The 20,280-nt window shown below is 63.1% G+C and carries 23 protein-coding genes; 12 read left to right on the forward strand and 11 right to left on the reverse strand.

Features of this window, described 5'->3' with window-relative positions; genetic code table 11:
• Positions 1-74: 74 nt before the first annotated feature.
• Both glyA and MUB52_RS03925 read left to right on the forward strand, forming a co-directional pair.
• Positions 75-1,370 (forward strand): serine hydroxymethyltransferase, encoded by a 1,296-nt coding sequence (glyA, locus tag MUB52_RS03920; protein ID WP_263842888.1) that lies wholly within the window; start codon positions 75-77, stop codon positions 1,368-1,370.
• A gap of 205 nt (positions 1,371-1,575) precedes the next feature.
• Positions 1,576-1,752: a hypothetical protein gene (locus tag MUB52_RS03925; protein WP_263842889.1), complete on the forward strand. Its 177-nt coding sequence runs from the start codon at positions 1,576-1,578 to the stop codon at positions 1,750-1,752.
• Here MUB52_RS03925 and MUB52_RS03930 read toward each other — a convergent pair.
• A complete protein-coding gene (locus MUB52_RS03930; protein ID WP_263842890.1) occupies positions 1,709-2,074 on the reverse strand; it encodes a hypothetical protein in 366 nt (121 codons plus the stop codon). The two genes, MUB52_RS03925 and MUB52_RS03930, sit on opposite strands and share 44 nt — an antisense overlap.
• Before the next feature lie 78 nt (positions 2,075-2,152).
• Between MUB52_RS03930 and MUB52_RS03935 the strand changes: the two genes are divergently transcribed.
• The 3 genes from MUB52_RS03935 (at position 2,153) to carB (ending at position 7,228) form a co-directional block, all read left to right on the forward strand.
• Entirely contained in the window at positions 2,153-2,911 is a 759-nt protein-coding gene (locus tag MUB52_RS03935) for an alpha/beta fold hydrolase (protein WP_263842891.1), read from the forward strand.
• Positions 2,912-3,085: 174 nt separating this feature from the next.
• Positions 3,086-3,721: a VPLPA-CTERM sorting domain-containing protein gene (locus MUB52_RS03940; protein WP_263842892.1), complete on the forward strand. Its 636-nt coding sequence runs from the start codon at positions 3,086-3,088 to the stop codon at positions 3,719-3,721.
• A 174-nt stretch (positions 3,722-3,895) separates the two neighbouring features.
• On the forward strand, positions 3,896-7,228 hold the full coding sequence (carB, locus tag MUB52_RS03945) for a carbamoyl-phosphate synthase large subunit (RefSeq protein ID WP_263842893.1): 3,333 nt from the start codon (positions 3,896-3,898) through the stop codon (positions 7,226-7,228).
• A gap of 215 nt (positions 7,229-7,443) precedes the next feature.
• Here the strand turns inward: carB and MUB52_RS03950 are convergent, their stop codons facing one another.
• On the reverse strand, positions 7,444-7,968 hold the full coding sequence (locus tag MUB52_RS03950; protein ID WP_263842894.1) for a porin family protein: 525 nt from the start codon (positions 7,966-7,968) through the stop codon (positions 7,444-7,446).
• Between the two features lie 170 nt (positions 7,969-8,138).
• Entirely contained in the window at positions 8,139-8,513 is a 375-nt protein-coding gene (locus tag MUB52_RS03955; RefSeq protein WP_263842895.1) for a hypothetical protein, read from the reverse strand.
• Positions 8,514-8,594: 81 nt separating this feature from the next.
• Between MUB52_RS03955 and MUB52_RS03960 the strand changes: the two genes are divergently transcribed.
• The gene (locus MUB52_RS03960; protein ID WP_263842896.1) at positions 8,595-9,323 is read left to right on the forward strand and encodes a Crp/Fnr family transcriptional regulator; all 729 of its coding nucleotides are present in this window, start codon (positions 8,595-8,597) and stop codon (positions 9,321-9,323) included.
• A 7-nt stretch (positions 9,324-9,330) separates the two neighbouring features.
• Here MUB52_RS03960 and MUB52_RS03965 read toward each other — a convergent pair whose 3' ends face one another.
• A complete protein-coding gene (locus MUB52_RS03965) occupies positions 9,331-9,939 on the reverse strand; it encodes a hypothetical protein (protein ID WP_263842897.1) in 609 nt (202 codons plus the stop codon).
• A 4-nt stretch (positions 9,940-9,943) separates the two neighbouring features.
• On the reverse strand, positions 9,944-10,645 hold the full coding sequence (locus MUB52_RS03970) for a hypothetical protein (protein ID WP_263842898.1): 702 nt from the start codon (positions 10,643-10,645) through the stop codon (positions 9,944-9,946).
• Between the two features lie 164 nt (positions 10,646-10,809).
• On the opposite strand from MUB52_RS03970, the gene MUB52_RS03975 reads away from it, so the two are divergent.
• Both MUB52_RS03975 and MUB52_RS03980 read left to right on the forward strand, forming a co-directional pair.
• Positions 10,810-11,097 carry a hypothetical protein gene (locus tag MUB52_RS03975; RefSeq protein WP_263842899.1) on the forward strand — a complete coding sequence of 96 codons (288 nt, stop codon included), beginning with the start codon at positions 10,810-10,812 and terminating at the stop codon, positions 11,095-11,097.
• 133 nt (positions 11,098-11,230) lie between these two features.
• Entirely contained in the window at positions 11,231-12,355 is a 1,125-nt protein-coding gene (locus MUB52_RS03980; protein WP_263842900.1) for a beta-ketoacyl-ACP synthase III, read from the forward strand.
• 2 nt (positions 12,356-12,357) lie between these two features.
• Here MUB52_RS03980 and MUB52_RS03985 read toward each other — a convergent pair whose 3' ends face one another.
• Entirely contained in the window at positions 12,358-12,822 is a 465-nt protein-coding gene (locus tag MUB52_RS03985; RefSeq protein ID WP_263843145.1) for a hypothetical protein, read from the reverse strand.
• Positions 12,823-13,110: 288 nt separating this feature from the next.
• On the opposite strand from MUB52_RS03985, the gene MUB52_RS03990 reads away from it, so the two are divergent.
• Positions 13,111-13,692, forward strand: coding sequence for a thymidine kinase (locus tag MUB52_RS03990; protein WP_263842901.1), 582 nt, complete (start codon positions 13,111-13,113; stop codon positions 13,690-13,692).
• 48 nt (positions 13,693-13,740) lie between these two features.
• Here MUB52_RS03990 and MUB52_RS03995 read toward each other — a convergent pair whose 3' ends face one another.
• From MUB52_RS03995 to MUB52_RS04015, 5 genes are all read right to left on the reverse strand, one after another.
• Entirely contained in the window at positions 13,741-14,694 is a 954-nt protein-coding gene (locus MUB52_RS03995; protein WP_263842902.1) for a 2-hydroxyacid dehydrogenase, read from the reverse strand.
• On the reverse strand, positions 14,691-15,029 hold the full coding sequence (locus MUB52_RS04000) for a tRNA-binding protein (RefSeq protein WP_263842903.1): 339 nt from the start codon (positions 15,027-15,029) through the stop codon (positions 14,691-14,693). Before MUB52_RS04000 ends, MUB52_RS03995 begins: the two co-directional genes overlap by 4 nt.
• Complete coding sequence (gene proC / locus MUB52_RS04005) at positions 15,022-15,837, reverse strand: pyrroline-5-carboxylate reductase (protein WP_263842904.1); 816 nt, start codon at positions 15,835-15,837, stop codon at positions 15,022-15,024. Before proC ends, MUB52_RS04000 begins: the two co-directional genes overlap by 8 nt.
• A gap of 42 nt (positions 15,838-15,879) precedes the next feature.
• Positions 15,880-16,380 (reverse strand): type III secretion system chaperone family protein, encoded by a 501-nt coding sequence (locus MUB52_RS04010; protein ID WP_263842905.1) that lies wholly within the window; start codon positions 16,378-16,380, stop codon positions 15,880-15,882.
• 291 nt (positions 16,381-16,671) lie between these two features.
• Positions 16,672-16,914, reverse strand: a complete 243-nt coding sequence (locus MUB52_RS04015) for an accessory factor UbiK family protein (protein WP_263842906.1) — start codon at positions 16,912-16,914, stop codon at positions 16,672-16,674.
• Positions 16,915-17,008: 94 nt separating this feature from the next.
• Between MUB52_RS04015 and lgt the strand changes: the two genes are divergently transcribed.
• The 3 genes from lgt to pgeF are packed head-to-tail and all read left to right on the forward strand — an operon-like array spanning position 17,009 to position 19,700.
• Positions 17,009-17,893: a prolipoprotein diacylglyceryl transferase gene (gene lgt / locus MUB52_RS04020; protein WP_263842907.1), complete on the forward strand. Its 885-nt coding sequence runs from the start codon at positions 17,009-17,011 to the stop codon at positions 17,891-17,893.
• Complete coding sequence (locus MUB52_RS04025) at positions 17,890-18,948, forward strand: class I SAM-dependent methyltransferase (protein ID WP_263842908.1); 1,059 nt, start codon at positions 17,890-17,892, stop codon at positions 18,946-18,948. The genes lgt and MUB52_RS04025 overlap by 4 nt, the downstream gene beginning before the upstream one ends.
• Positions 18,945-19,700 carry a peptidoglycan editing factor PgeF gene (pgeF, locus tag MUB52_RS04030; RefSeq protein ID WP_263842909.1) on the forward strand — a complete coding sequence of 252 codons (756 nt, stop codon included), beginning with the start codon at positions 18,945-18,947 and terminating at the stop codon, positions 19,698-19,700. Before MUB52_RS04025 ends, pgeF begins: the two co-directional genes overlap by 4 nt.
• Positions 19,701-20,280: the final 580 nt, after the last annotated feature.

Below are 20,280 nucleotides of genomic sequence, written 5' to 3' on the forward strand. Positions count from 1 at the left end.
GTCCTGCCTTTTCCGGCGCCTCAGTGTCCGATAGGGCACCGCATCACATGTTCACTCGAGAGGGAGACCGCCCCATGAACGCCCCGCACCGTGCCCCTGGCTTCTTCACGCAACCGCTGGCCGAGAGCGACCCCGAGATTTTCGGCGCCATCCGCCAAGAGCTGGGCCGCCAGCGCGACGAGATCGAGCTTATTGCCTCCGAAAACATCGTCTCAGCCGCGGTGATGGAGGCGCAGGGCTCGGTCATGACGAACAAATACGCCGAAGGCTACCCAGGGCGGCGCTATTACGGCGGCTGCCAATTCGTCGACATCGCCGAGGAGTTGGCGATCGAGCGCGCCTGCAAACTCTTTGGGTGCGGTTTCGCCAACGTGCAGCCGAACTCCGGCAGCCAGGCGAACCAGGGGGTGTTCCAGGCGGTGCTGCAACCGGGCGACACGATTTTGGGCATGAGCCTCGATGCGGGCGGCCACCTGACCCATGGCGCCAAGCCGAACCAGTCCGGCAAGTGGTTCAACGCGGTGCAGTACGGCGTGCGCAAGCAGGACAACATGCTGGACTATGATCAGGTCGCGGCCCTTGCCAAGGAGCATCAGCCGAAGATGATCATCGCCGGGGGCTCGGCCATCCCGCGCCAGATCGACTTTGCCAGGATGCGCGAGATCGCCGACAGCGTGGGCGCCTATCTGCATGTGGACATGGCACATTTTGCAGGGCTGGTGGCGGCGGGTGAGCATCCCTCACCCTTCCCGCATGCGCATGTCGCGACCACAACAACCCACAAGACCCTGCGCGGCCCACGCGGCGGGATGATCCTGACCAATGACGAAGTGCTGGCGAAGAAGTTCAACTCGGCGATCTTCCCCGGCATCCAGGGCGGGCCGCTGATGCATGTGATCGCCGCCAAGGCTGTGGCGTTCGGGGAAGCGCTGCGGCCCGAATTCAAGAGCTATATCAGCCAAGTCATCGCGAATGCGCAGGCGCTCTCCGATCAGCTGATCAAGGGCGGGCTCGACACGGTGACCCATGGCACCGATACCCATGTGCTGCTGGTCGATCTGCGTCCGAAAGGCGTGAAGGGCAACGCGACCGAGAAAGCTCTGGGCCGCGCGCATATCACCTGCAACAAGAACGGCGTGCCCTTCGACCCCGAGAAACCAACCGTGACCTCCGGCATCCGCCTCGGCTCCCCCGCGGGCACGACCCGGGGTTTCGGAGAGCCGGAATTCCGCCAGATTGCCGATTGGATCATCGAGGTGGTCGACGGGCTGGCGGCAAACGGCGAAGAAGGTAACGGCGCGGTCGAAGCCAAGGTGAAGGCCGAGGTCGCCGAGCTCTGCGCGCGCTTCCCGATCTATCCGGATCTTTGAGCCGCGGAACGAGGGGTGGCCCAAGGCCCACCCCACCTGCCTGCCGTGCTGTTTGTCATCCGGGCACGGCGGGGTCTCCTAACAGGTCGGGTGGGCTTCAGGCCACCTTTTGCCCCGGGGCCCCCGATCACATGGAATAACTCTGCGACGGAAACGTTCGTCCTCTGCGTACAAGAGATGTTCGCGACCGACAGGAGAGTTTCCCATGCGATTGCCCTTCCAGGCTCCCCCGACCGTTCTGATGGTGCTGGTTGTCATCGCCGCACTGGTCTCGGCCAAGCTGGCCGACGCAGAGACCGTGACCTGTCCCGGCAGCACTGCGGCCCAGATCGACCCGCTCAGATCAGCCCCCGCAACCGCAGCACAACCACAACAGCCGTAAAGAGCAGAATCAGATTGAATGCGATCACCGCGGCAATCGACAGCAGGCGCGTGCGCCGCGCCTCTGCCCGGTCGATCCCGCGGAGATAGGTGCCGACATCGTCCAGCGCCCGCGCAACGCGCGCCTCGTCCAGCTGGCGCAACAGCCGCGGATTGCCCACCAGCACCTCTGCCTCGGCCAGCAGTCCGGCCTGCGCTCTCAGGTGTCGAGGCAGACGCCGCCCGGCCCGTCGGAGTTGCTGCCCCAGCGAAGCGCCCTTGATCCCCAGATGCTTTTCCACAGCCTCCTTCAGAGCGCGCATGTCTGTCTCGATCTCATACATGCGCCGGACCGTATCCACAGGCCCGCGGGCTGCGCAATAGGGCTGGTGCGGGTTTCCGAAATCCGCTAGCCCGACCCCATGCTGAGCTATTCCGAATTTGGCACCGCGGATGCCCCGACCACGCTGATCGTACATGGCCTTTACGGCTCGGGCCGCAACTGGGGCGTGATCGCCAAGCGGCTCAGCAACGCGCTGCACGTGATCACGCCTGATCTACGCAACCATGGCCAGAGCCCCTGGAGCGACAGCCATAGCTATGACGACATGGCCGAGGATTTGGCCGAGGTCATCAAACACCTTGGGGGCCCGGCGCATGTGGTCGGCCACTCCATGGGCGGAAAGGCCGCGATGGTCCTTGCCAGCCGGTATCCCGACCTGGTTGACCGGCTCATCGTGGCCGACATCGCGCCCGTTGCTTACAGCCATAGCCAGATGCAGTTCATCACCGCCATGCGCGCCGTCGACCTGAGCACCGTGAACCGGCGTGCGGATGCTGAAGCACAGCTTGCGGCGCAAGGAGTTGAACCCGCGCTGCAGAGCTTCTTCACCCAGTCGCTCGATGTCGTCGAGAAGCGCTGGCGGTTGAACCTCGATGCGCTGGCCGCCGAAATGGACAAGATCCTCGGCTTTCCCGCGCTGAGTGACGCCTTCAGCGGCCCCACGCTCTTTCTTTCGGGCGCGGAGTCGGATTATGTCACACCTGCAGACCGTCCGCAGATCAAGTCGCTCTTCCCCAAGGCGCGCTTCGCCAAACTGCCGGGTGCCGGCCACTGGCTTCACGCAGACAAGCCGCGCGAATTCGAATCGGCGGTGCGGCTTTTCCTGACTCACCACTGAGCAGCGTTGCCCAGCCAGAAACAATGGGCAGCAACGGCCAATACTGCATCGGAAACGTCGCGTAGTGGGCGCTTTTAACGCGCAATATCAGCATACTGCTTGCCATTCGGCGCATTTTCGCCTTAATCAATGATGCGCGGATTTCTGCCGTGCAGAGCGAATCATCGGGATGCCATGAAAAACCTGTTCACATTTGTATTTTCCGCCGGCCTCGGCCTTGCCGCTGCCGTGGGTGCGAGCTCCGTGAACTTCAACAGCTTCTCGGCGGCCGACAGCGTGGTAGGATCGACCGTAGATGGGCTGGAGTTTGGCGGCCAGAACGTGACCTTCGAGGCGGATGCAGGCGACGTGTCGGTCAACATCCCGAAGACATCCGACGTGACCGTCTCTTTTTTCGAGGTGCGCTCACTAGGCGATCCTTTCGAGCTGAACGCTTTTGAATTGAGCACGGACGACCCGCTTGGCGCGAGCCTGCTGGCGGTTGGCTTTCGTGATGGCGCCGAGGTGACCTCTCAGGTCTTCCAAGCGGGCCCGACACCGACAGTCTTTGACCCGGTTGCCTTTGCCGGAACGCCGATCGACCTGCTGCGCTTCAGCTCGGGGGCCTCTGGCGGCTCCGGCGGCTCTGCGGGCGCATCGCGTCTCGCTCTCGACAACGGCGGCAGTGGAACGGGTGGCAGTGGAGCCGTGTCTCTCGATGATCTCGATGTGACCGCGGTCGCAGCCGTGCCCGTTCCTGCCTCTGTCCTTCTGCTCGGGACTGCGCTGCTGGGGATGGGCGCCCTGCGTCGCCGGAAAGCCCGCCAATAGCGGTCTGAATAGCGGTGCATCTGCGCTCTGCCATCACACGTCTTTCCGACTGACTTTCGCACAGCCGAATTGTCCGGTTTTGCCGACGATCGCCCCTTGCGCCCCGCCCGCGCTTGCCTATAACGCAGGACAATTTGGGCACACCCGCGTGCCCGTCTGCCCGGGGGTCGCGCCATGCCAAAGAGAACCGATATCAAATCGATCATGATCATCGGCGCGGGGCCCATCGTGATTGGGCAGGCCTGCGAGTTCGACTATTCCGGCGCGCAAGCCTGCAAGGCGCTCAAGGAAGAAGGCTACCGGGTCATCTTGGTGAACTCCAACCCCGCGACGATCATGACCGACCCTGGCCTGGCCGACGCCACCTATATTGAGCCCATCACGCCCGAGATGGTTGCCAAGATCATTGAAAAGGAGCGTCCCGACGCGTTGCTGCCCACCATGGGCGGGCAGACCGGTCTGAACACCTCCCTCGCGCTGGAAGAGATGGGCGTGCTGGAAAAGTTTGGTGTCGAGATGATCGGGGCCAAGCGCGCCGCCATTGAGATGGCGGAAGACCGCAAGCTCTTCCGCGAGGCGATGGATCGGCTCGGCATCGAAAACCCGCGAGCTACCATTGTGACGGCCCCTACAGATGCAAATGGAAAGAAAGACTTACAAGCCGGAGTTCAAGTAGCACTTGAAGCTCTGGAAGAGGTGGGCCTGCCCGCGATCATTCGCCCCGCTTTCACCATGGGCGGCACCGGCGGCGGCGTGGCCTACAACCGCGACGACTATGAGGCGATCTGCCGCTCGGGCATGGATGCATCCCCTGTTGGCCAGATTCTGGTGGACGAGTCTCTGCTCGGCTGGAAAGAATACGAGATGGAGGTGGTGCGCGACACCGCCGACAACGCCATCATCGTCTGCTCCATCGAAAACGTGGACCCGATGGGCGTGCACACGGGCGACTCGATCACTGTGGCCCCTGCCCTCACGCTGACCGACAAAGAATACCAGATCATGCGCAACCACTCCATCGCGGTGCTGCGCGAGATCGGGGTGGAGACGGGCGGCTCCAATGTGCAATGGGCGGTGAACCCCGAAGATGGCCGCATGGTGGTGATCGAGATGAACCCCCGCGTCAGCCGCTCCTCGGCGCTGGCGTCCAAGGCGACAGGTTTCCCCATCGCCAAGATTGCCGCCAAGCTTGCCGTGGGCTTCACGCTTGATGAGCTCGACAACGATATCACCAAGGTCACGCCCGCGAGCTTCGAGCCCACCATAGACTATGTGGTCACCAAGATCCCGAAATTCGCTTTCGAGAAATTCCCCGGGGCCACGCCCGATCTGACCACCGCGATGAAGTCGGTGGGCGAAGTGATGTCCATCGGGCGCACCATACACGAGTCCATGCAAAAAGCGCTCGCCTCCATGGAGCAGGGCCTGACCGGTTTCAACGAGATCGACATTCCGGGCGCGCCGGACAAGGCCGCCATTGTGAAAGCGATCAGCCAGCAGACACCCGACCGGCTGCGCACCATCGCGCAAGCTATGCGCCACGGCATGAGCGACGATGAAATCCATGCCGTCACGATGTTCGATCCTTGGTTCCTCGCCCGCATCCGCGAGATTGTGCAGGCCGAGGCCGAGGTGCACATGAACGGCCTGCCGCGCGAGGCTACCGCACTGCGGCACCTAAAAATGATGGGCTTCACCGACGCGCGCCTGGCTGAGCTCACCAGCAAGACCGAGGCCGAGGTGCGCAGCCTGCGCCACGCAGAAGGCGTCACCGCCGTCTTCAAACGCATCGACACCTGCGCGGCGGAATTCGAAGCGCAGACGCCCTATATGTACTCGACCTACGAATCCCCCGTCTTCGGCGAGGTGGAATGTGAGGCGCGGCCGTCGGACCGCAAAAAGGTCGTGATCCTCGGCGGCGGCCCCAATCGGATCGGGCAAGGGATTGAGTTTGACTACTGCTGCTGCCACGCCTGCTATGCGCTGACGGACGCGGGCTATGAGACGATCATGGTCAACTGCAACCCCGAGACGGTCAGCACCGACTACGACACCTCGGATCGCCTCTATTTCGAACCGCTGACTTTCGAACACGTCATGGAAATCCTGCGCGTCGAGCAGGAGAACGGCACGCTGCACGGTGTCATCGTGCAGTTCGGCGGCCAGACGCCGCTAAAGATCGCCCAGGCGCTGGCAAACGAAGGCATCCCGATCCTGGGCACCACGCCCGACGCGATTGACCTGGCCGAAGACCGCGAACGGTTCCAGCAGCTGGTGCAATCCCTCGGCCTCAAGCAGCCCAAGAACGGCATCGCCCATTCCGATGCCGAAGCCTTGGACATCGCGTCCGATATCGGCTTCCCGCTGGTCATCCGCCCATCCTACGTGCTGGGCGGCCGCGCGATGGAGATCGTGCGCGATCAAGCCGGCCTGGAGCGCTACATCACCTCCGCCGTCGTTGTCTCGGGCGACAGCCCTGTGCTGCTTGACAGCTACCTCGCAGGCGCGGTGGAGCTGGACGTGGACGCGCTCTGCGACGGCACCGACGTGCATGTGGCCGGCATCATGCAGCATATCGAAGAGGCGGGCGTGCACTCCGGCGACAGCGCCTGCTCCCTGCCGCCCTACTCGCTCCCGCGCGAGATCATCGCCGAGATCGAAACGCAGACCCACGCGCTGGCCCGCGCGCTCAATGTCGTGGGCCTGATGAACGTGCAATTCGCGGTGCAAAACGGCGAGATTTACCTGATTGAGGTCAACCCCCGCGCCTCGCGCACCGTGCCTTTCGTCGCCAAGGCAACCGACAGTGCCATCGCCTCCATCGCTGCGCGGATCATGGCGGGTGAGCCGCTCTCAAGCTTCCCGCTCCGTCCGCCCTACGATGCGACCGCGTCCTATGACACGGTGCTGCCGCTGGCCGACCCGATGACACTGGCCGACCCGATGATGCCCTGGTTCTCGGTCAAGGAAGCGGTGATGCCCTTTGCGCGCTTCCCCGGCGTCGATACGATCCTCGGCCCCGAGATGCGCTCCACCGGCGAAGTCATGGGCTGGGACCGCGACTTCCCCCGCGCCTTTCTCAAGGCGCAGATGGGCGCGGGCATGACCCTGCCGACCGCAGGCTGCGCCTTCATCTCGATCAAGGACATGGACAAGACGGACGAGATGCTCGACACCGCGCGCATCCTTCTGGATCAGGGGTTTACCCTCGTTGCCACGCGCGGCACCGCCGCCTGGCTCACCGAGCACGGCATGGACTGCGACACGGTCAACAAGGTCTACGAGGGCCGGCCCGATGTGACCGACATGATGAAGAACGACCAGATCCATCTGGTGATGAACACAACCGAGGGCGCCCAGGCGGTCGAGGATTCCAAGTCGATCCGCTCCATCGCGCTTTACGACAAGATTCCCTACTTCACCACCGCCGCCGGCAGCCACGCCGCCGCCCTCGCCATCCGCGCCCAGGCGGAGGGAGACGTTGGCGTTAAAGCGCTTCAGGGGTGAGGCACGGTCCGGGCGCTGCCTGGCAGAATGTCCAGCGGATAGTTTGTGCGCCGAAAGGTCGGAGCCCTGAAAGGACCTCAGTTGCCGCAGTTTCCGAAGAAGAGATCCCGCCGTGAGCGGGCAGAGCCCCCAAAGAAGGCACGCTCCTTGTCTGCTACATCGGACACAAAAAGGCGGACCTTCGGGTCCGCCTTGTCTCGATTATTGTGCTTAGATCAGAACCGCCGCACATAGCGTACAGACAGGACTCGACCGTCACTGTCCTGGTCGAACGTACTCTCGTTGGTGTCCGAATAGCTGGCTCGGATGGCAATCGTATCAACAGGCGAGAAGTCATAGCCCAGTTGCACGCCAATGATTGCACCGTCGCTGCTCAGGTCTGACCCACTGTTCTCGAAGTCGATCTCGGTATAGCCGAGATGGACGGAAAGCGACGTTGTGTCAGTCAGATACCGCCCCACACCAAAGTCGAGAAAGGTCTGGCTGTCATACTCGGACAGACCCGTCTCGGTATCGCCATTGAGTTTCGAATACCCGATCTCCGCTTCGGCATAGTAGTCGCTCGTTAGCTGGAATCGATACCCGGCCAGAACACCTATGCCGTTGCCATCGCCGTCGACGGTTCCGGTGCTCACATCAAAGGTTGCCGCCTGAATGCCAAGATAAAAGCCCTCCGCCTGCACAGCAAACGGCAGCGCCGTTGCCAGCGCGATCGCGCCAAGGAATTGCATCCTTTTCATATTTGCCTCAATAAGTTGCCCACTTACTTGTCGGAATTGACCGGATTTGTGTCAAGGCGAACTTGGGTCTCGACCATGAGCGCCCGCGCTTCCCAGCCAAGCGGTGCATATTTGTCACGACTGTGGAGCTTGCCACATCGACGGGAGGCGCAAGAGGCAAGGCAAGGCCGCTACTCCGCCTCCACCGGCTTCGGGCCGCTGTCATCGAGCAGCCGGTGCGCCGCCTCGATCACCTGCGCCTGCGTAAACGGCCGCACGAGGTGCTGCCAATGCGGGAAATGCAACCGATCGCGCAAGTCGAGCGTTATGACACGACGCTGCTCCAACCAATGGAAGTCAGCGCCGTCGAGTGTCAGCGCCCCGTTCTGCGCAGCCACGAAGACCAGTGTTGCGTTGAACTCCTCTTGCGGCACGGCGCGCGCCTCAGCGACCGTCTCGAAGACGCGGCTCACGGTTCCGGGGTGCCAATAGGCAAAGATTCCGGCCGCGTCCTGCGAGACCAGCGGGTCGCTGATCACGATGGCGATGAATAGGGTTTTGTCCACGCTCGGTCCTCGCTTTGAGAGCCGATTATGGAACCCAGCGCGGGGCTTTGCATTAAACTAAGACATAGCAAGGAGTAGATAATGACGACCGACTGCAAGGCTTGCCCCCTCCGCAGCCAACCCATCTTTGATGATATGACTCAGGACGAGCTCGAGAAGACCCGGCGCTTCAAATCCGGGGAACTCGCCGTCGATCCGGGAACGCCAATCCTCATGGAAGGATCAAACGCACCGCAGCTTTACACCGCGCTGCGCGGCATGGGACTGCGGTACAAGACGCTGCCGGATGGCAACCGTCAGGTCATCAACTTCATCTTCCCGGGCGACTTCATCGGCCTGCAAGCCGGCATGTTGGGCGAGATGGGTCACTCGGTCGAAGCGACCACGCATATGACACTCTGCGTGTTCGACCGCAGCGACTTCTTTGACTTCTTCAAAAGCTCGACGGCCCGTGCCTTCGACATCACCTGGCTGGCCGCGACAGAGGAGCATTTTCTGGGCGACACGCTGGCCACTGTCGGCCAGCGCGACGCAACCTCAGCCATCGCGTGGGCTTTCGTGCGGATCTTCCAGCGCGGTGAGACGCTGGGGATGGTGCGAAATGGCACCATGCCCTTTCCGTTCAAGCAGCAGGATGTGGCGGACGCGCTCGGCCTGTCTCTGGTGCACACCAACAAGACGCTCGCCCGCCTGCGCGAACGCCAACTGCTGGCCTGGAGCGATGGTGAGTTGAAGATCCACGATCTGGCCGATCTCGCCACGGTGGCCAACATGGAGCTCGAACCCGTCAAGCAGCGGCCACTGATCTGAGCAACACCTATTGCAGTTGCAGGCTCGCCGGTGTCGCCACATATCCCGATCCGGTCCAGACGTTCATGGTGCCGATATACTCCCCGTCAACCCAGCGGAACTCGCCTGATTCACGGTCCCGAGCAAAGCGGATCACCCCGCCAGAAGCCGAGACGAAATAGCTGGGGTGGCAGCCCGCCTCACGATTTGCGTAGGTGCTGATACAGCCCTCGTCGTAATGCCGCTCGACAACGGGGAGCTGATAGGCCCGTCCGAGGATCTGCGCCTTCTGCGGTTCAGTCAGCGCACCCGCATCCGGCGGCAGGCCCGTCACGCGGACAAAGAAGCCATTGGCCCGGAACATCTCGCAGAAGACCGCGGTGTTGAAAAGTGCCGTCACCTGCGAAGCCTTGCCCTCTTCGACCATCGCCCCGAAAACCGGCTCGTTCGTGCGCAGGAGCGTCTCATAGGCCGCGACACGCAGCGGCATGATCGCATCGCCGTAAAAGACGTCGGCTGACGACTTGAACGCATCCGAATTGGTTGCAATACGGTCGCCGACGCGGTCGTCGCATGCCACCGCACCCGAGGCCAAAAGACCAAGAGCGCAGAGCGCCCCGCCAAACATATGTCCCATCGTCTTACATTTCCTCTCGGCTGAATGTGATTGTGCCACCGGAGTCGTGGCGCTTGTCGTCCGTATAGATGATGCCACTGATCCAGCAGTTCTCGGCGACCTTCACAGGCAGGGTGCCGGCGATTGTACCGAAGACTTTCAGCCCACCGCGCGCCGCACTGTCGAGATCCGCCCGATCGATCTGCACCTTGGGGCCGCCGCTACAGGACTCGACGGTAAAGGGAAGGCGCGGAAAGGGGCGGGGGATGCCCTGCGTCAGCCTGACCCGTGTCGGCGGTGCTTCGGCGCGCACCAAAGGCGACCCGACCGGCACCTCTAGCGCCGCAGATTCGAACGGACGGGCCGACGGAGCCTCCCCCGGCATGTGAGGCAGGCCCGCAAGCCGTCTGATCGGAGCCAGATGCAAAGGCGATGGGTCAAGGAGCGGCGTGCGCGCCGGATCGGAAGGCAGTGCCGGTGCTCCAGGCGGGAACTCCGCCTGGTTCAGCCGGTCTTGCGGGCCATCCGGTATGAAGCTGGGACGGTCGAGCAGTGAAACCGCGTAAAGCGAGAGCCCGCCCAGAAAACTGAGGATCCCGGCCAGCCCGGCGACATTCCCGATCCAGGGGATATTGCGCGAGGTCACCGCCGCAGCCGCCTCCGCGGCCCCCGCATGCAGCCGCCGCCAAACCCATGAGACGGGATTTTGCCCGACACCGCCGCTCACGCCTGTTTCCCCGTCCAAAACCCGCCGATCAAAACATGCCCTTTCAAGGGGCGAAATGCGGCAGCTCCTACTGTCTCAAAGTCTGTATCGACTTTCGCTCACCCAAAAATGCTAAGCTGGGATCTATAGTAGCATCAATTTGTTCAACTCAAAGGAGTTCTGATATGCGTGGCTTTGCTGTTTTTTCTGCTCTTGTGCTCGTCGCCTGCGCGCCTGCGCCCGAGCCGGTCACGGGGTCTTTGCCGCTTTTCGGCGATGGTTACCGCTTCAAGGGCGACATCTGCCGCCGCGTGGGCGAAGACGATTTCACCAATCAATTCCTCGATGACGCGGCGGACCTCGTGGCCTGTCCGGAAGATGCCGAAAACCTCGGGGTCTTCGTGATCGACACCGGCGCACAGGAGGTCGCGCGCCGCGACGGCTATGTGCTCTACTCGGTGCCCATCCGCTAGGGCAGGTTCGGATCAGTATGCGCGGAGTGTCGATGCGGATCAGATGGGCACACGACGCGGAAACGCCGCGTTGCCCGTCTTGACCTCGCGCCGAGAATTCGGACAAGGTGATTGACCGCTTGGAGTGAAGGTCATGGCTACCCCCGCAATCACCGGCACCGGTGTGTTTACACCGTCAGAGGTCATCACGAACGCCGAACTGGTCGCCGCGTTCAACGCTTACGTCGATCTCCATAATGCTGAACATGCAGAAGAGATCGCGTCCGGCGCCCTGCCGGCCAAGGAGTATTCCTCCGAAGAGTTCATCATCAAAGCGTCCGGCATCGAACAGCGCCATGTGATCGACAAATCGGGGATTCTGAATCCGAAGGTGATGCACCCGCTCCTGCGACAGAGGAGCGACGACGAACCATCGCTGATGGCGGAGATCGGTGTGAAAGCGGCCCGGGATGCGCTCGATCAGGCGGGAAAATCCGCTGAAGATGTGGATCTCGTGATCTGCGCGGCCTCCAACATGGAGCGGGCCTACCCGGCCATCGCCATCGAAATCCAGACGCTCCTCGGCTCTGGCGGCTTCGCCTTTGATATGAACGTGGCCTGCTCATCAGCGACCTTCGGCATTCAGGCCGCAGCTGACATGATCCGCTCGGGCAGTATCCGCAGCGCTTTGGTCGTCAGCCCGGAGATCTGCTCGGCGCATCTGGAGTGGCGCGACCGCGATTGCCACTTCATCTTCGGGGATGTCGCCACCGCGGCGCTGCTCGAGCGGGCCGAGGCGGCGGAAGGCGCGCGGTTCGAGGTCATCTCGACGCGCTGTGCGACGGAGTTTTCCAACAATATCCGAAACAACAACGGATACCTGCGCCGGTCGCGGCCAGCCGGCATGGCCGACCGTCGCGACATGCAGTTCATGCAGAACGGACGAAAGGTTTTCAAGGAAGTGCTGCCGATGGTCTCGGACCATATCGCGCGACATATGGCGGACGAGGGTGTGGAGGCTGGCGATCTGAAACGGCTCTGGCTGCATCAGGCGAACAAGACGATGAACGATTTCATCGGCAAGAAGGTGCTTGGCCGCACGCCGGAGCCCTCCGAGCAACCCAATATCCTGCAGGACTACGCGAATACGTCCTCGGCCGGGTCGATCATCGCATTCTCGAAATATTCCGATGATTTGCGCCCGGGCGACAAGGGCCTGATCTGCTCTTTCGGCGCGGGCTATTCCGTGGGCTCCGTCCTCGTCGAGCGGAAGGGCTGACCTCAACCGGCGCCGTGGTCGTTCTCCAGATGCAGCTTCATGTCGATCAGCACCTGCTGCAGGAGCGTCGTTTCCTTCAACAGCCGCTTTGCCTCATTGACCGTGATCTTTCCGTCTTCCATCGACTGCTGGTACTCGGCCATGAGCATGGCGAAGCGCTGGCTGAGCGCGATGACGTCGGCATTGACCCCACCCGGACGGTCGGCATTTGGACGGCGCTCGTCATACTGAAGCGAGGTCCCCGAGAGCTCGGCCAGAGCACCTGTGACATGCGGATAGCTCGCCGCCTGTTCCAGCAGGGCCACCGCTTCGATGGGCATGAAACGGTCGGCGTGCTCGTCATGATCCGAATAATAGCGGCCCAGCGTCGCCTTCGATTTGCCGGTCAACCCGCAGGCCTGTTCGATGCCGACATCTTTCACCAGCGCTTCGGTATGTTTTTTCAGATACCTGCCGATTGCCGTCATAGTCATCCTTCCCAAAACAGGGGTCGCCCACCGTCGTGAAACACCGGTTTTCTCAATGGTCTCCCATTAATCGGATGTCAGGGAAATGTCATTTATAAAAGCATTCCCAGTGTTCGGGAGTCTAGTGAGTGGCCGGCTGTCCCAAAGCCGGTTTCGGGTACGAGCCTTTGTGCGCTCTGCCGGGTTGGGACCGGCAGGTTGACGCGCGCGTCAGCAGTCGCGCACAGGCTCTTGTTTCGCTCCGACACCGCGCTTGCAGCGACATAGCGGTGCGCCTAAGACACGGGCATGGCGAAGCTCTATTTCCACTACTCCACGATGAACGCGGGCAAGTCGACCGTGCTGCTTCAGGCCGCGCACAATTACCGCGAGCGGGGCATGGTGCCCTATTTGCTGACAGCCGCACTCGATGATCGCGCCGGCGACGGCGTGATCGCCTCACGGATCGGCATCGGCGAACCGGCAGAAACCTTCACGGCCGATGACGACCTCTTTGCCATGATCGCTGCACGGCTCGATGACGGCCCGGTGGCCTGCGTCTTTATCGATGAGGCGCAGTTCCTGACAGAAGATCAGGTGTGGCAACTGGCCCGCGCTGTCGACGATCTGGGGGTGCCGATCATGTGTTTCGGGCTGCGCGTCGACTTCCGGGGGCAGCTCTTTCCCGGGTCCGCCATCCTGCTGGCGCTGGCCGATGAGATGCGGGAGGTGCGCACCATCTGCCACTGCGGCAAGAAGGCGACGATGGTCGTTCGGCAGGACGCCAGCGGCGCCGTCCTTCTCGACGGTGCGCAGGTGCAGATCGGGGGGAATGAAACCTACGTCTCGCTGTGCCGTCGCCACTGGCGTGAGGCCGTCGGCGACCGGTAAGCGGCGAGAGTTGAGGCCGCCTGAACCGCAATGAGGTCGACCTCCGCTCTAGACGAGGTTCGGAGGCGTCTCGCCGGCAAAGAACGCTTGCAGGTTGCGCACCGACATCAACCCCATGTCCTCACGCACCTCAAGCGCAGCGGTGCCGATGTGGGGCAACAGCACGACGTTTTCCATGGCACAGAGCGCTTCGGGCACCGCCGGTTCGAACTCGTAGACATCCAGCCCCGCACCACCGATCCGGCCCTCGCGAAGAGCGCGGATGAGAGCCGCTTCTTCCACCACGTTCCCGCGTGCGATGTTGATCAGATGCGCGTGCGGCGCCATGGCCTCCAGGACCTGCGCGTCGATCAGGTGATGGGTCTCGTCGCCACCCGGCACCGCCAGCACCAGGACATCGACTGCCGCCGCCAGATCGAGGAGGCTGTCCTTGCGCGCGGCGGGAAAATCCAGGGTTTTGGGCGACCGGCTGTGATAGGCGACCGTCATGCCAAAGCCGAAGTGGCAGCGCCGCGCAATGGCCTGGCCGATGCGACCCATGCCCACGATACCGACGGTCTTGCCGCCGAGGTGCATGCCCAGAAGCTGTGTGGGATGCCAACCCTCCCACTGACCGGCACGGACGAGCCGCTCGCCCTCGCCGGCCCGGCGGGCGCTCATCAGCATGAGGGTCAGGGCGACGTCCGCGGTGGCGTCGGTGACCGCTCCGGGTGTGTTGGTGACACTGATCCCCGACGCCTGTGCCGCCTGCACGTCGATGTGATTGTAGCCGACGCCGAAGTTCGCAAGGATCTGGCAGCGCCAGCTCTCTTCCGCCGCGAAAATCTCGGCAGAGAACAGATCGCCCAGCGTCGGGACGACCCCGTCATACTCGCTGAGGGCGCTGCGCATCTCCTCGACCGTCAACGGCGATGTCATGGGCCGTACGGTCAGATCGAAACTGTCGCGCGCCGCTGCCTGGACCTTGTCCGGCAGCGGGCGTGTCATGAGAACTTTGGTCAATGCATCCGCCCTCCCTGCGGCACGGGTCGATCCGGGCTGATCAGGACGATCGCGCCGGTCTCATCCGGCAATCCCAGAACCAGGACTTCGGACATGAACGGCCCGATCTGCCGCGATGGGAAATTCACCACCGCCAGAACCTGCTTGCCGATCAGGGCCTCCGGATCATAGTGCGCCGTAATCTGCGCCGAGGTCTTCCGTTCGCCGATCTCCGGCCCGAAGTCGATCCACATCTTGATTGCTGGCGTGCGTGCCTCGGGGAAGGGTTCGGCCCGCAGCACGGTGCCGCAGCGCACATCCACCTTCTTGAAGTGGTCAAAACTGATGTTATCCATCGGCGAGCTCTTTCGATCGGTGCGTTGCGGCGGCCACGGCGCGCTTCAGCAGGGCCGGAAACCCCTGTTCGGCATCCATGAGCACCTCGAGGGCCGCCTGCGTGGTGCCATTGGGCGAGGTGACGTTGATCCGCAGTTGCGCGGGGTCTTCTTCCGCCGCCTGCGCCAAGGCTCCGGCCCCGGCGACGGTCGCCTTCGCCAGCTGCATCGCCAGCTCGGGCGCAAGCCCTTGCGCCGCGCCGGCCGCGGCCAGCGTTTCGATCATATGAAAGACATAGGCCGGACCCGACCCGCTGACGCCCGTCACAGCATCCATCTGCGCCTCATCGGTCAGGCGCACCACCTCGCCGACCGCGGCCAGAAGCGCCTGGGCCTCATCCAGAGCGGCAGCATCGGCATGGGCATTGCCCACGATTGCGGTGATGCCCTGTGAAATGGCGGCGGGCGTATTGGGCATCGCGCGGACGATAGGTGTCCGGGTGCCGACGATCTCGGCCAGCCGGGCGAGCGTGATCCCGGCGGCAACACTTATAAAAACGGTTGTTGCGTTGCCCATGGCCGCCAGCGTCGGCAGCGCCTCGGCCATCATCTGTGGCTTCACGGCAATCAGAACAACCGCCGGCGCTGTCGGCAGCTCTTCGTTCAGGCGCACGCCTGTGGTTGCGAGCCACTCCGACGGCTTGGGATCTTGCACCCAGACGGACGACGCGGGCAGCCCCTGCGCCAGCCAGCCGGCCAGCATCGCAGAGCCCATCTTACCGCAGCCCAGGAGAACGAGGCCGTCTCGCGCGATGCGGCTGTCCTGCATGATGCCTGTCCCCCCGAAACTCAGTTGCTTCGGGGGGAAGGTTTACGCGCGACCGTACGCCTCTGCAATGGCGACCTGCAGCGCCTCGGCCGGGGTCTGGTTGCCCCAGGCCAGCAGTTGCATCGCGGGATAGTAGCGCTCGGCACTCATCACGGCGGCACCGATCATCGTGTCGATCTGATCGGCGCTGGCCACATGCCCACCGGCCAGAACCAGGCCATACCGATACACCATGAGCTTTTGCTCATCCCAATAGGTGAAGGAGCCGGCCCAGCACTGATCGTTCACATGGTTCAGCAACTCGTAGAGCTCGGATTTTTTCTCTTCTGGAGGCTCCATATCGAAGGTGCAGATCATGCGCAGCGTTTCGTCGAAAGCAGACCACGCCAAGGTCAGCGAGTAGGTCCGCCACTGGCCTTCCACGGCCATCGCAATCTGTTCGTCCGAGATCCGGTCGAAATCCCACTCGTGGTGATTTGCCAGATGCTCAACGATGTCGATGGGGTGAATGTCGTCTTCAAGAAACTGCTCGGACAGGGCCATGGTACCACCTCTTGTTTTGCACTAGCGGCCGGGCCACGTATGGCCCCCAAAGCTAGGTGCCTGCTCTACAGACCGGGGCGAGCCCCCGCGCCTATACAAGATATGGTGCGGTGTGAAACCGCCTGTGGCAACCCCTATTCTTGTGTAGGGCCGCAATAAGTTGTGGATCAGAGGAGATACGCCGCAAAATACCACCAATCGTAACCATTGGTGAGCGGAATTAACTGAATGTTAATAGAAAAAGGCGCGAAAGCAGTCCCGCGCCGCTGCCCCGGTTGGCTGTCGGAGGCGTCAGTCCTTGGCGTCGAGCGCGTCGAGTCGCGCTTTCAGTGCCTCGTTCTCCTCGCGGGCCTTCTGGGCCATGGCGCGGACGGCATCGAACTCCTCGCGGGTGACAAAATCACGATCCGCCAGCCAGCGGTCCATCATGCCTTTGATCGCCGTCTCGGCTTCATCACGCGCGCCCTGTGCCACGCCCATTGCGTTGGTCATCAGCTGGGAGATGTCATCGAAGATCTTGTTTCGCGTTTGCATTGGTCGCCTCCGGCTAGTCCTAGCACACATATGGTGCGAAAGACCGCCTGCTGCAAGGTTGACTTCCCCCGCCCCGCGCTGGAAAGGATGCGGCATGCACGCGCTCCTTCCCTTCCCGGACATCTCGCCCGAGATCTTCTCCATCTCTTTGTTCGGGGTCGAATTGGCACTCCGCTGGTATGCGCTGGCCTACATTGTCGGCATCGTTCTCGGCTGGCGGCTGGTCGTCCTGGCGGTGCAGACCCCACGGCTCTGGCCGGGCGAGACGCCGGTGATGACGAAGGCGCAGATCGAAGATCTGCTGACCTGGGTGATCATCGGTGTGATCCTTGGCGGGCGGCTGGGATATGTTGCGTTCTACCAGCCCGCCTACTACCTGCAGAACCCCGGCGAAGTCCTGGCGGTCTGGCAAGGTGGCATGGCTTTTCACGGGGGTCTGCTCGGCGTGGTCGTGGCCGGTCTGGTCTACACCTGGCGTCATGCGATCCCGCGGCTCAGCGCCGCAGACATCATGGCGCTTGGCGTCCCGCCCGGGCTGCTTCTGGGGCGCATCGCCAATTTCATCAACGCCGAGCTGTGGGGCCGGCCAACCGATCTGCCCTGGGCCGTGGCCTTCCCGACCGAAGCCGCGCAGACCTGTCCAGATGTCGTGGGCATCTGCGGGCGTCACCCCTCGCAGCTTTATGAGGCGGGTCTCGAGGGGCTGTTGCTGGGCGCCGTGCTGATCTGGATGGTCTGGCGTCTCGGCGCGCTGAAGACACCTGGACGGGTCGCGGGCATGTTTTTTGCCGGATACGGCGCAGCGCGCTTCCTTGTCGAATTCGTCCGCCAGCCGGATGCGCAGTTCATCAGCGACGGCAATCCGCTCGGTCTCGCCTGGCATGTCGGGGGCTGGGGCCTGACCATGGGGCAGATCCTCAGCCTGCCGATGATCGCGCTCGGGGTGTGGCTGATGGCACAGGCGCGCCGACGCGCATGAGTCTGCGGGGCCGTCTCTGCACGCGGATCGCGCAGACCGGGCCTATCTCGCTCGCCGAGTATATGGCCGAGTGTCTGCTGCATCCAACCGAGGGCTATTACACCAACCGCGCGCCTTTCGGCGCCGATGGCGACTTCACCACCGCGCCCGAGATCAGCCAGATGTTCGGTGAGCTGCTGGGCCTCTGTCTGGCGCAGAGCTGGATGGACCAAGGCGCAACCGCGCCAGTCACCCTGGCCGAGCTTGGGCCCGGGCGCGGTACGCTCATGGCCGATGCGCTGCGCGCAACGCGCGCTGTTCCGGGCTTTCACGAGGCAGCAGAGATCATCCTGATCGAGGCGTCGGATTCGCTGCGCCAGCAGCAAAGTGACACGCTTGCAGGGTTCGAGGTCACCCATTGCACGACAGTGGAAGAGCTTCCCGAGCAACCGCTTCTCCTCCTGGCAAACGAGTTTTTCGACGCGCTTCCGATCCGGCAGTTCACGCGCGGGCCGCGTCACTGGCGTGAGACGCACATCAGCCTGGCCTCCGGCAGCCTGGTCCGCGGGCTCGGCCCCGATCTGCCGCAACCGGCCCTCGAGGCGCGCCGGGCAGAGACCGAGCCCGGCGACGTCATCGAATACGCACCGGGAGCCGCGCCGATCATCGACGCAATCGGGCGGCGCATCGAGACATACGGCGGCGCGGCGCTGATCATCGACTACGGGGATTGGCGCAGTCTGGGCGACACCTTTCAGGCGGTCCAGGGACATCAGGCGGTCGATCCGCTGGCCAATCCCGGTCAGGCCGACCTCACCGCGCATGTGGATTTCGAGGCCCTCGCTGCGGCCTGCCCCTGTGCCCACAGCCGTCTGACCCCCCAGGGCGTCTTCCTCGAGCGGCTGGGGATTACGCACCGGGCGCAGACGCTCGCGGCAGGTCTTCGCGGATCGGCGCTTGAGGCGCATATCGCCGCGCATCGGCGCTTGACGCACCCGGACGAAATGGGAAACCTGTTCAAAGTGATGGGGTTGTTTCCGACCGACGGCACCCCACCGCCGGGATTGGAAGCATGACGCTTGAAATACTCACATCGGATGTCCTCTCTCGTGTGCGTCACGGCTTTTTCACGCGTCGCGGCGGCGCTTCGTCCGGCGTATTCTCCGGACTGAACTGCGGGCATGGCAGTTCGGATCAGACAGAGATCGTCGCGATCAACCGCGCCCGCGCGGCCCAGGCCATGGGTGTCGCGCCGAACCACCTCGTCGGAGTGCATCAGGTGCATTCGCCAACCGTCGTCACCGTCACCGAACCGTTTACGGACAAGCCGAAGGCAGACGCCCTTGTCACCGACAAGCCGGGGTTCGCGCTGTCGGTTCTGACCGCCGACTGCCAGCCGGTGCTCTTTGCCGATGCCGAGGCCGGGGTGATCGGGGCCGCCCATGCCGGGTGGCGGGGCACGCTGGAGGGCGTGCTTGAGGCCACCATCGATGCCATGTGCGCCTTGAGCGCCCAGCGCGAGCGCATCGCGGTTGCCATCGGCCCTTCGATTTCGCAGCGCGCCTACGAAGTAGGCCCCGAATTCTTCGATACCTTCATGATGGATGATCCGCAGAATGCCCGCTTCTTCGCAGGGGGCGAAGGCGATCGCATGTTTTTCGATCTGCCCGCCTTCGGGTTGCACCGTCTGCGCGCAGCCGGTGTCGGTGTTGCCGAGTGGACCCGGCATTGCACCTACACGGACGCCGCGCGCTTCTACTCCTACCGCCGCGCCACCCACGCCAAGGAGGCCGACTACGGGCGCCTTATCGCTGCCATTGCGTTGTGACGCTGCCGCCCTTAGGCGGGAATGAGGCGCTGGCGATCTCGAGGCGGCCCAATGCCGACCCACTATCGGCCCGACAAGCGGCACGTGGGCACATTGACACCAGCAGCGCGATCAATTGACCCTCGAAATCCATAGTCGGCGGCGGCTGCAGCAAACTCCTTGCTTTTGACGAAAATGGAACGGAGTTTCTTCCGTTTTCCCTCGAACGGCCCGAATGCCGCCAGATTGCTCGCCCATGCTGGCAATCCAAACCGATACCTATGCAACGTTACTTGGCGGCAAGATATGGAACCTCAATCGCACTTCATTCGGTCAATAGTGCGCGCCTCGCGAGACGCCAGGATCATCATGCCGTGGTCGCGCCGGGCGCGCCGCCGTCGGTTGGCCGCACGCTGACGCAATCCGCAAAATGATTCGGTGCTTGCCGGACGAGCTCTCGGAAGGGACTGTTCGCTCGGTCACAATTGCGGAAACAATGCCCGGCTATTCTGATCGTTTGGCGCGAGATCCGCATCAATCGACCACATTCTTTGACAGCTGCGGCTTTGTCGCGCCAGGGTGGCGGCATCACTCCAGGAAA

Origin of the sequence: Roseobacter sinensis, from assembly GCF_025755255.1 — a bacterium.
GTDB classification, from domain to species: domain Bacteria; phylum Pseudomonadota; class Alphaproteobacteria; order Rhodobacterales; family Rhodobacteraceae; genus Roseobacter; species Roseobacter sinensis.

Coding starts and splice junctions, on each gene's coding strand:
- glyA (WP_263842888.1), top strand. CDS start 75: ATGAACGCCCCGCACCGTGCCCCTGGCTTCTTCACGCAACCGCTGGCC.
- MUB52_RS03925 (WP_263842889.1), top strand. CDS start 1,576: ATGCGATTGCCCTTCCAGGCTCCCCCGACCGTTCTGATGGTGCTGGTT.
- MUB52_RS03930 (WP_263842890.1), bottom strand. CDS start 2,074: ATGTATGAGATCGAGACAGACATGCGCGCTCTGAAGGAGGCTGTGGAA.
- MUB52_RS03935 (WP_263842891.1), top strand. CDS start 2,153: ATGCTGAGCTATTCCGAATTTGGCACCGCGGATGCCCCGACCACGCTG.
- MUB52_RS03940 (WP_263842892.1), top strand. CDS start 3,086: ATGAAAAACCTGTTCACATTTGTATTTTCCGCCGGCCTCGGCCTTGCC.
- carB (WP_263842893.1), top strand. CDS start 3,896: ATGCCAAAGAGAACCGATATCAAATCGATCATGATCATCGGCGCGGGG.
- MUB52_RS03950 (WP_263842894.1), bottom strand. CDS start 7,968: ATGAAAAGGATGCAATTCCTTGGCGCGATCGCGCTGGCAACGGCGCTG.
- MUB52_RS03960 (WP_263842896.1), top strand. CDS start 8,595: ATGACGACCGACTGCAAGGCTTGCCCCCTCCGCAGCCAACCCATCTTT.
- MUB52_RS03965 (WP_263842897.1), bottom strand. CDS start 9,939: ATGGGACATATGTTTGGCGGGGCGCTCTGCGCTCTTGGTCTTTTGGCC.
- MUB52_RS03975 (WP_263842899.1), top strand. CDS start 10,810: ATGCGTGGCTTTGCTGTTTTTTCTGCTCTTGTGCTCGTCGCCTGCGCG.
- MUB52_RS03980 (WP_263842900.1), top strand. CDS start 11,231: ATGGCTACCCCCGCAATCACCGGCACCGGTGTGTTTACACCGTCAGAG.
- MUB52_RS03985 (WP_263843145.1), bottom strand. CDS start 12,822: ATGACGGCAATCGGCAGGTATCTGAAAAAACATACCGAAGCGCTGGTG.
- MUB52_RS03990 (WP_263842901.1), top strand. CDS start 13,111: ATGGCGAAGCTCTATTTCCACTACTCCACGATGAACGCGGGCAAGTCG.
- MUB52_RS04000 (WP_263842903.1), bottom strand. CDS start 15,029: ATGGATAACATCAGTTTTGACCACTTCAAGAAGGTGGATGTGCGCTGC.
- proC (WP_263842904.1), bottom strand. CDS start 15,837: ATGCAGGACAGCCGCATCGCGCGAGACGGCCTCGTTCTCCTGGGCTGC.
- MUB52_RS04010 (WP_263842905.1), bottom strand. CDS start 16,380: ATGGCCCTGTCCGAGCAGTTTCTTGAAGACGACATTCACCCCATCGAC.
- MUB52_RS04015 (WP_263842906.1), bottom strand. CDS start 16,914: ATGCAAACGCGAAACAAGATCTTCGATGACATCTCCCAGCTGATGACC.
- lgt (WP_263842907.1), top strand. CDS start 17,009: ATGCACGCGCTCCTTCCCTTCCCGGACATCTCGCCCGAGATCTTCTCC.
- MUB52_RS04025 (WP_263842908.1), top strand. CDS start 17,890: ATGAGTCTGCGGGGCCGTCTCTGCACGCGGATCGCGCAGACCGGGCCT.
- pgeF (WP_263842909.1), top strand. CDS start 18,945: ATGACGCTTGAAATACTCACATCGGATGTCCTCTCTCGTGTGCGTCAC.